The following is a 9,652-nucleotide window of genomic DNA, read 5'->3' on the forward strand; positions in this document are numbered from 1 at the left end:
TCAGTGATGATGGCAGCAACCACCCTGCTGGTTGGCTCCTTCACTGCCGTGGCAACAAGTATGGCCTTGTCGTGAGCTCTCTGCCTGATTGCCACTACTGGCGCAACAGTGATTGGAGCCACTGTTGCAACCACCGTGACAATTCGCATGGCTGTGGCCTGCGCCGACGGGCTGGATGGCACGGATAGTCGCCTTGCTCTGATGACGACGAGATGGGCGGCCCTGACTGGCCTCGGTGAGAGGTTGCAGATTGGCGGGGGCCAGCAGCGCTGGCAGCGGCAGGCGGGCAGAGCGGCACTGCAGTACCCGGATATTGGCCGCCAGCAGGCGACTCAGCATCCGCTCGCCGATATTGCGCACCACCACCTGACCCACCTGATGATGGGTGAGGGCGTCGAGCAGCGCTTGCTTGCCGTGGCAGCCTTCGGCGGCGGCCGGGTTGGTCAGGGTGGCGATGACGTTCCCTTCGGGGTTAAGAATTTGCAGCTGCTCGGCACGGGTAAAGTGGCCAGCCAGCAGCCCCTGACTCAGCATCAGGGCGCTGTTGCTGTGGTTGGTGGTCATGGTTGTGACAGCATTCATGTCGGCTCTTCTCCACTGGTTGGGTGGTCGGGCTCGGCGGGTTGCATCATCAATGCTTTGCCCAGACTCAGACACTCCACCACCTTGTAGCGCCCTTTTTTCAGGATATTGGCCAGGGTCTGGCGGGAAACCCCCATCACCAGGGCGGCCTCCTGCTGCTGCATTCCTTGAAGGTCGACGAGGCGCAGTGCCTCGAACTCGTCAGGGGCCAGCGTGACCTGCTCCAGCTGATGCATCGGGCGGCCGTTGGGTTTGAAGCAGCTGTTGGCGGGGCGGCCACAGATCTGGCGGGCAATCTTGGGTCTTGGCATGGTGGCTCCTAATTGGCATAAGCCATTTATACGCTCATATGTGGCATATGCCAATAATTTTGTCGAGTGTAGAGAGCTGCGCCAGTGCTGTTTACGGCAGAGAGGGGTAAAGAGAGGGAGGAGAAACACGTATAAAAGCAGTCAAGGTGGCAGAAACGACGCAGGCCCGAACATGGTTCGGGCCTGCGGTTTTGCAGAGGATGGTCGAGCTATCCCGGCGAGCTTACGCCTGTTCGGCATCGGCCACTGGAGCTGCGCTCTCGCTACCGTTGGCGAAGCGATCCGCCCACAGGGCAATCACGCCGTCACCGGTGACGTTGCAGGCGGTGCCGAAGCTGTCCTGGGCCAGGTAGAGGGCGATCATCAGGGCGATGGAGGCTTCACCAAAGCCGAGCATGGAGGTGAGCAGGCCCAGCGCCGACATCACGCCACCACCCGGGGCGCCCGGGGCGGCGATCATGATCACCCCCAGCATCATGATGAAGGGGAGCATGGTCTCGATGCCCGGAATGGCCAGATGCTCGGAGAGGAACATCACCGCGGTGGCACAGGTGACCAGGGTAATGGTGGAGCCACAGAGGTGAATGGTGGCGCACAGGGGCACAGTAAAGTTGGCGATACCGTCGCTCACCCCGTTGTTCTTGCTCGATTGCAGGGCGACCGGAATGGTGGCGGCGCTCGACATGGTCCCCAGCGCGGTGAAGTAGGCGGGCAGCATGTTCTTGATAAGCTGGGCCGGTGAGCGGCCAAGGGCCAGACCGGTACCCACGAACAGTACGGAGAGCCAGATCCAGTGCATCAGGATCGCCATCACCAGCACCACGCCGAAGGTTTTCAGGGTGGCGAATACGGTGCCTTCTACTGTCATTTCGACAAAGACCCCGGCGATATAGAACGGCAGCAGCGGAATGATCACCTTGGCCAGCAGGCGGTCGATGATGTCACGGCCCTGATCGGCGACACGGCGCAGATCGGTGGCCTGGGTGGCGCTGATGCCGATGCCGAACACGAAGGCGGCAGCCAGTGCCGACATCACGCCAAACAGCGGCGGGATCTCGAGATTGACATAGGAGGCGAGCTTGATGGCTGTGGCCGTGGTGGGCTCGGCGGCGGTGGTGAACTGCGGGATCAGGTGGCTCGCCACGGTAAAGGCGAACAGCCCCGCCAGAATGGTAGAGCAGTAGGAGAGGGCCACGGTTTTGCCCAGCAGCTTGCCGGAGTTTTTCGGCAGGCTGGCGATGCCGCTCATGATGAAGAACAGAATGATGAGCGGAATCGTGAAGGTGATCAGCTGACCTATCACTGTCTTGGCCGTAAACAGCACGCGCGCCACCCACTCAGGGGCGTAGAGACCGAGCAAGAGACCGGCAAGGATGCCAGCAATGAGTTTCAGGACAAGTTTCATAAGGAAATCCGGAGTTGGTTGTATTGTCTGTTTTGTTATTAAATTTTGATATTAATCGAACTTTTTAACACGTAAGCCGTGTTATGTCTGCCTTTTATGCGTTAATGCCGAGTTAAATATTGTCGATAGCCAAGATCGCCGACTAGCAGCCGGCTTGGCATTGAAAGGGAAAATCCGTGATGAATTAGCCCGTTAGGTGGCCTGATGATCGCCGCGCAGCAACATGACGTACTGGTTGGCATATTGACTTGCGGAGTCTGAGGTGCTGGCTGATACGGCTTCCATCGAAGCCAGTTGCAGCGTTACCCCGGATGAGGTGACGATTTGCTGAAGATGCGGGAGCTGCTGGTCGTGGCTCATTTCGCCGCTTGGCTGTAGGGGGAAACAGAGCGGAGCGCCCGCTTTGAGCAGGGTCGCCAGCTGTTGCAACAGGGGGACAAGAGTGGCCACGTCGCTATCAAGCGGGCGGCTGAGCCAGATGCCATCGTAAGGGAGCACCGAGTGCATCTTCGCCAGCGGGCAGACCCGCACAGCTTGCCCGGATTGCTGTGAGGCTACTTTGGCGTCAGCCAGTACCGCTTCACAGGCGGTGACTACATACCCTTCTGCACGCAGCCAGCACAGATCCTCCCCCATACCGCACTGACCATTGAGCAGGTGAGCGCCGGGTTTGAGGTGCGCCACAAAGGCAGCTCGAACGTGGGCGTGCTGGTCGTTAAATGGCCGGGAAGCGGGGATGGCGTCAGAGTGTGGCACAGGGGTTACCTCAAGCAGGGGGCGCACAGGGTAACAAATCGGGGCCTGACTGCCAAAACGCGCGGTCAGTCCCCGATTTGGATGTGAGGACGTTGCCGGAGCCTGTTAGCGGCCGCAGGCAGGTCCGTGGGGGTGGGCCAGCATGGTAAACATGCTCTCTATCAGGAAGGCTGATTCGCTCTGCAGGTCGATCCGCTCCGGAAAGTGGAGCCAGTTTATGATGTAGCCATCCAGGGTACAGTGGAGCAGGGTGGCTGCACGCTGCAGGTTAAGGTTGGCAGGCAGCTGCCCCCGGCGTACCGCGTTGGCCAGGGTGGTCTCCAGGTCCCGGAAAAAGTTGGCTGACTCGCTGCGGATATGCTCGCGCAGGGAAATGGCTTCCCCCTCCAGCGATTCGAGATTGAACAGTATGGTGAACATCTGCCGCTGGGCCGGATTGTGAATGAAGCTGTGGAGCACCCCTTCGAAGAAGAGGCGCAGTTGTCCCAGCGGATCGGGCTCATCTGGGTTGAGGCAGGCATCGAGCTGGTGGGCGAGGGGGCTGCAGAGTTCCTCCCAGAGCGAAATGAAGAGTTCATCCTTGTTCTTGAAGTGCCAATAGATGGCCCCGCGGGTCAGGTCTGCCGCCCTGGCGATGTCGGTCAGGCTGGTCTTGGCCAGGCCCTGAGAGCAGAACAGATCCAGCGCCGTGCTCATGATGTGGCAGCGGGTTTGCTGCGCCTCTTCTTTGGTTCGTCTGGCCATCGAAATTTGTGCCTCATGCAAGCAAAAAGTCACTTACATACATTTATGAATGTATGTATATTGCCTCATCTTTCGACTATTTACCAACAGGGCCCATGCGGCCCTGATTGTTCATTGACTGGCAAAGGCTCAGGTGTTTCATGCATAAACATATTCTTGCTCGTTCAGTTGGTCTTGCCTTGCTGGCTACAGGCTTGCTGGCAGGTTGTGGTGACAAGGGGGGCGCACCCCAGGGACAGGGCGGCATGCCCCCCGCGGCGGTCAACGTGGTGACCCTGCAGAGCGGCCCGTTGATGTTGACCACCGAGTTGACCGGCCGCAGCGCCCCGTTGCGGGTGGCCGAAGTGCGTCCGCAGGTGAGCGGCATCATCCTCAAGCGCCTCTTTACCGAGGGGAGCGATGTGAAGGCGGGCGACCTGCTCTATCAGATCGATCCGGCTGTCTATCAGGCGGCGGTTGCCAGCGCCAAGGCCAATCTGGCCAAGGCAGAGGTCAACGAGCAGAGTGCCCGTCTCAAGGCACAGCGCTATCAGGAGCTGCTAAAGGTCAAATCCATTAGCCGTCAGGACTATGACGACGCCGACGCCAGCTGGAAGCAGGCCAAGGCCGAGATCATGGCGAGCAAGGCGGCCTTGCGCACTGCAGAGATCAATCTCGGTTACACCCGCATCACCGCCCCCATCAGTGGCCGCATCGGTAAATCCGCGGTGACCGAGGGGGCGCTGGTGACAGCCCAGCAGGCTGACAGCCTGACCGCCATCCAGCAGCTCGATCCCATGTATGTGGATGTGCGTCAATCCACCGCCGATCTGCTGCGCCTCAAGCGACTGGTCGCCGAGGGCAAGTTGACCCAGGACGAGCAGAAGGGAGCCAAGGTGACCTTCCAGTTGGAAGATGGCAGCACCTATGGCGAAGAGGGCTCGCTGCAGTTCTCCGATGTGACCGTGGATGAGACCTCCGGCATGGTGACCCTGCGGGTGATTGTGCCCAACCCTCACCAGCTGCTGCTGCCCGGCATGTTTATGCGCGCCACCCTGCAAGAGGGAGAGCGGGCACAAGGACTGCTGGTGCCGCAAACTGCGGTGACTCGCACCCCCAATGGCGGCGCCACCGTGATGGTGGTAACCGCTGACAACAAGGTGGAGCTGCGCAACGTGCAGCTGAGCCGTGTCGTCGGCAGCAACTGGGTGGTGGAGTCAGGGCTCACCTCCGGCGAGCGGGTGATCGTGGCTGGCTTGCAGAAAGTGCGACCGGGCGCCGTGGTCAATCCCGCCGAGCAGGGTGCTGATGCACAGTCTGCTCAAGCTGCGTCCAACACCCCGGCCAACAAGTAGGATGGAGTAGTCGCCTCATGGCTCGATTTTTTATAGACAGACCCATTTTTGCCTGGGTGATCGCGCTGGTGATCATGCTGGCGGGCAGCCTGGCCATCATCAAATTGCCGGTCGCCCAGTATCCGAGCATTGCGCCGCCCGCGGTCGGTATTTCCGCCAGCTATCCGGGGGCCTCTGCCAAAACGGTGGAAGACTCGGTCACCCAGATCATCGAACAGAACATGACCGGGCTGGATCACCTGCTCTACATGTCTTCCCAGTCTGACTCTGCGGGACGGGTGTCGGTGACCCTCACCTTCCAGCCGGGGACCGATCCCGACATCGCCCAGGTGCAGGTGCAGAACAAGCTGCAGCAAGCGATGTCGTTGCTGCCGCAAGAGGTGCAGCAGCAAGGGGTTCGGGTACAGAAGACCTCCAGCAGCTTCCTGATGGTCGCGGCGTTCATCTCCAACGATGGCTCGATGAACAACGACGATCTGGCGGACTATGTGGTCTCCAACATCAAGGAGCCCCTGAGTCGTCTGGACGGGGTAGGGGATATCACCTTGTTCGGCAGCCAGTACTCCATGCGGGTCTGGCTCGAGCCCAACAAGCTCAACCGGGTGCAGATGACCCCGGGGGATGTGCAGGCGGCCATCAAGGCGCAGAACGCCCAGGTAGCGTTCGGCAAGCTGGGTGGTACTCCGTCGGTGGAAGATCAGCAGTTCACCGCCACCATCATGGGGCAGACCCGTCTCTCTACCGTGGAGCAGTTCAACGACATCCTGCTGCGGGTGAATCAGGATGGCTCCAAGGTACGGCTCAAAGACGTGGCCCGGGTCGAGCTGGCGGGCGAAAGCTATGACGCAGATGCGCTCTACAACGGTCAGTCTACCGCCGCGGTCGCCATCAAGCTGGCTACCGGCGCCAACGCGCTGGATACCGCCGAGAAGGTACGTGCCAAGCTCAATGAGCTGTCGGATTACTTCCCGGCCAACATGGAGATCGTCTACCCCTACGACACCACGCCGTTTGTGAAGATCTCCATCGAGGAGGTGGTGCAGACCCTGATCGAGGCGATCTTCCTGGTGTTCTGCGTCATGTATCTGTTCCTGCAGAACTTCCGCGCCACCCTGATCCCGACCATTGCGGTGCCTGTGGTACTGCTCGGTACCTTCGGGGTGATGGCGGCGTTCGGCTTCTCCATCAACACCCTCACCATGTTTGGTATGGTGCTGGCTATCGGGTTGCTGGTGGATGACGCCATCGTGGTAGTTGAGAACGTGGAGCGGCTGATGAGCGAGGAGGATCTCTCCCCGCTGGAAGCGACCCGCAAGTCGATGACCCAGATCACCGGCGCGTTGGTGGGGATCGCGTTGGTGCTCTCCGCCGTGTTCGTGCCGATGGCCTTCTTCGGAGGCTCGACTGGTGCCATCTATCGCCAGTTCTCGCTGACCATCGTCTCGGCAATGGTGCTGTCGGTGCTGGTGGCGTTGATCCTGACCCCGGCCCTCTGTGCCACTCTGCTCAAGCCGATGAAACACGGCGAGTTTGGCGCCCAGCGCGGCTTCTTTGGCTGGTTCAACCGCGCCTTTGATGCCGGTACCCAGCGCTATCAGCTCGGTGTGCGCAAGGTGATCAAGCAGGGCGTGCGTTACTGCATTATCTACGGCGCCATGCTGGCGGTGCTGGCAGTGCTCTTTATGCGGATGCCCACCTCCTTCCTGCCGGAAGAGGATCAGGGGGTCATCATGTCCATGGTGCAACTGCCGGTCGGAGCTACCAAGCAGCGCACCGAGGTGGTGCTGGCCCAGATGCGTGACTACTTCCTGGACAACGAGAAGGATAACGTGGATGCCGTATTGACTGTATCGGGCTTCAGTTTTGCCGGTAGCGGTCAAAATACCGGTATGGCGTTTATCAAACTCAGGGACTGGAGCGAACGCAAGAGTCCTGATCGCAGTGCCAACGCCATTATCGGTCGCGCCATGGGCTATCTGTTCAGCATCAAGGAGGCGCAAGTGTTCGCCTTCAACTTGCCATCTATTCCTGAATTGGGGACGGCGACCGGTTTTGACTTCTTCCTGCAGGATCGTGGCGGTATCGGTCACGACAAGCTGATGGCGGCGCGTAATCAGCTGCTCGGTATGGCGGCGCAGGATCCCACACTGGTGCGGGTACGCCCGAACGGGATGGAAGATACGCCGCAACTCGATATCAAGATCGACTACGAGAAGGCGCTGGCGCAGGGGCTCTCCATCGCGGATATCAACAACACCCTGGCTACTGCCTGGGGTTCTTCCTACGTCAATGACTTCGTCGACCGTGGCCGGGTCAAGAAGGTTTACATGCAGGCGGATGCCCCCTTCCGGATGAACCCGGAAGATCTGAAACTCTGGTATGTGCGCAACAGCGCCGGCCAGATGGTGCCCTTCTCCGCCTTTGCCAGCACCGAGTGGAGCTTCGGCTCGCCGCGTCTTGAGCGTTACAACGGTGTGCCAGCGATGGAGATCGTCGGTGAAGCTGCGCCCGGCAAGAGTACCGGTGATGCAATGGCTGCCATCGAACAGATGGTGAAACAGCTGCCGGAAGGGGTGGGCATCGAGTGGACCGGGCTCTCCTTCCAGGAGCGTCAGGCCGGTTCACAGGCACCAGCGCTCTACGCCATCTCCTTGCTGGTGGTGTTCCTCTGTCTGGCGGCCCTCTACGAGAGCTGGAGCATTCCGTTCTCGGTGATGCTAGTGGTGCCGCTCGGGGTACTGGGAGCCATTGTGGCCGCCACCCTGCGTGGGCTGGAGAACGACGTCTACTTCCAGGTAGGCCTGCTCACCACCATAGGCTTGTCGGCCAAGAACGCGATTCTGATCGTGGAATTTGCCAAAGAGCTCTATGACAAGGGGATGGGACTGGGTGAAGCCGTAGTGGAGGCGGCGCGCCTGCGTCTGCGTCCGATCCTGATGACTTCGCTCGCCTTTATCCTCGGGGTGTTGCCGCTGGTGATCAGCTCCGGTGCTGGTGCCAGCAGCCGTAACGCCATCGGTACCGGCGTAATGGGGGGAATGATCAGTGCCACCGTGCTGGCCATCTTCTTCGTTCCGCTCTTCTTCGTGCTGGTGATGCGCTACTTCACCAGCCACCAGAGCAAAGGGGCGCGCATGGTTGCAGCAGTTGAGTCAAAAGGTGACTGAGCAAAGTGACCCCTTGAGTTCTGGGGGCAGATCACAATAAGACAAATACATCAGGCATGAGTGAGTAATAAATAGAGCAACTTGGAAAGTCGCTCTATTTTTTTGTTGTAAAAACGGTAACTTGGTCTTGATTATCTGGCTGCGCCCAGATGTGTATGAGGAGTTATTCGCTCTTCCGTCGCCCCTTATCGAATCCTTATCTATGGTAGTTGGCGAACGACTTTTGCGGTGCAGGTTTGTAGGAAACGAGATAGAATCTGCGTCTTATCGGGCTGGTAAGTGGTGAGTCGTCGGACATTGACCTTTTTGGTCTTGAGCCTTGTATGTCTTTGCCAAACACAATCAATACAGAAAAATGCTGGAGGACATGATGACCAACAGCAAACACAATCAGGTCAAAAGCAGCATGGTGGGAGCTGTAACCCAGGGGCGGTAGCCTTGGGGTTATTTGGTGATTTGTGTGAATAATGTTCACTCAGTGTTTTGTTGCTGTTTGAGATGGTTAAATTGCCGTCTATTTAGGTGTTTCAACAGTGCACCAGTGAACAGCCAGCCTCTATCCGATGTCACATCAACGCCTCGCAAGAGATACATATCTATGAAAATCCTCGTGACCGGCGGTGCCGGCTTTATCGGCTCAGCCGTGGTGCGCCAGATCATCCGTGATACCCAAGATTCTGTTATCAATCTCGATAAACTCACCTATGCCGGCAATCTGGAATCCCTGGCCGATGTATCGACAAGCGAGCGTTATGCGTTTGAGCTGGTGGATATCTGCAACCGTGCCGAGCTGGATCGGGTGTTTGCTCTGCACCAGCCGGATGCGGTGATGCACCTGGCCGCCGAGAGCCATGTTGATCGCTCCATTACAGGGCCGGCTGACTTTATCGAGACCAATATCGTCGGCACCTATATGTTGCTGGAGGCGGCTCGCGCTTACTGGAATGGTCTTCATGATCAGCGCAAGGCTGCCTTCCGCTTCCACCATATCTCCACTGACGAGGTATATGGGGATCTGCCCCATCCGGATGAAGTGGCTCCCGGTGAGCCATTGCCGCTCTTTACCGAAACCACCCCCTACGCCCCCAGCAGCCCCTATTCTGCCTCCAAGGCTTCCAGTGACCATCTGGTGCGTGCCTGGCGCCGCACCTACGGCCTGCCCACCATCGTCACCAACTGCTCCAACAACTACGGCCCGTACCACTTCCCCGAGAAGCTGATCCCGCTGGTCATTCTTAACGCGCTGGATGGCAAGCCGCTGCCGGTCTATGGCAATGGCGACCAGATCCGTGACTGGCTCTATGTGGAAGACCACGCGCGTGCGCTCTACAAGGTGGTGACCACAGGCGTGGT

At 59.1% G+C, this 9,652-nt stretch carries 8 protein-coding genes; 3 read left to right on the forward strand and 5 right to left on the reverse strand.

All coding sequences use genetic code 11. From position 1 onward, the window contains the following. The 5 genes from G5367_RS06610 to G5367_RS06630 all read right to left on the reverse strand — a co-directional run bounded on the left by G5367_RS06610 (nt 1) and on the right by G5367_RS06630 (nt 3,798). A complete protein-coding gene (locus G5367_RS06610) occupies nt 1-582 on the reverse strand; it encodes a NifB/NifX family molybdenum-iron cluster-binding protein (protein ID WP_421245148.1) in 582 nt (193 codons plus the stop codon). Beyond that, a complete protein-coding gene (locus G5367_RS06615) occupies nt 579-893 on the reverse strand; it encodes a DUF134 domain-containing protein (protein ID WP_005338107.1) in 315 nt (104 codons plus the stop codon). Before G5367_RS06615 ends, G5367_RS06610 begins: the two co-directional genes overlap by 4 nt. 223 nt (nt 894-1,116) lie before the next feature. Further along, nucleotides 1,117-2,298: a dicarboxylate/amino acid:cation symporter gene (locus G5367_RS06620; RefSeq protein WP_421245149.1), complete on the reverse strand. Its 1,182-nt coding sequence runs from the start codon at nt 2,296-2,298 to the stop codon at nt 1,117-1,119. 192 nt (nt 2,299-2,490) lie between these two features. Beyond that, the gene (locus tag G5367_RS06625) at nt 2,491-3,054 is read right to left on the reverse strand and encodes a hypothetical protein (RefSeq protein ID WP_421245150.1); all 564 of its coding nucleotides are present in this window, start codon (nt 3,052-3,054) and stop codon (nt 2,491-2,493) included. Nucleotides 3,055-3,159: 105 nt separating this feature from the next. Beyond that, nucleotides 3,160-3,798 carry a TetR family transcriptional regulator gene (locus tag G5367_RS06630; RefSeq protein ID WP_337072713.1) on the reverse strand — a complete coding sequence of 213 codons (639 nt, stop codon included), beginning with the start codon at nt 3,796-3,798 and terminating at the stop codon, nt 3,160-3,162. Nucleotides 3,799-3,938: 140 nt separating this feature from the next. Here G5367_RS06630 and G5367_RS06635 point away from each other — a divergent pair, with 140 nt between their 5' ends. The 3 genes from G5367_RS06635 to rfbB all read left to right on the forward strand — a co-directional run. Continuing rightward, the gene (locus tag G5367_RS06635; RefSeq protein WP_421294006.1) at nt 3,939-5,132 is read left to right on the forward strand and encodes an efflux RND transporter periplasmic adaptor subunit; all 1,194 of its coding nucleotides are present in this window, start codon (nt 3,939-3,941) and stop codon (nt 5,130-5,132) included. 17 nt (nt 5,133-5,149) lie between these two features. Beyond that, entirely contained in the window at nt 5,150-8,299 is a 3,150-nt protein-coding gene (locus G5367_RS06640; RefSeq protein WP_421245151.1) for an efflux RND transporter permease subunit, read from the forward strand. A gap of 598 nt (nt 8,300-8,897) precedes the next feature. Further along, nucleotides 8,898-9,652: dTDP-glucose 4,6-dehydratase (rfbB, locus tag G5367_RS06645; RefSeq protein ID WP_421294008.1), on the forward strand; the 755-nt coding region annotated here is incomplete at its 3' end.

The organism is Aeromonas sp. 604282 (assembly GCF_049170575.1).
GTDB classification, from domain to species: Bacteria; Pseudomonadota; Gammaproteobacteria; order Enterobacterales; family Aeromonadaceae; genus Aeromonas; species Aeromonas veronii_A.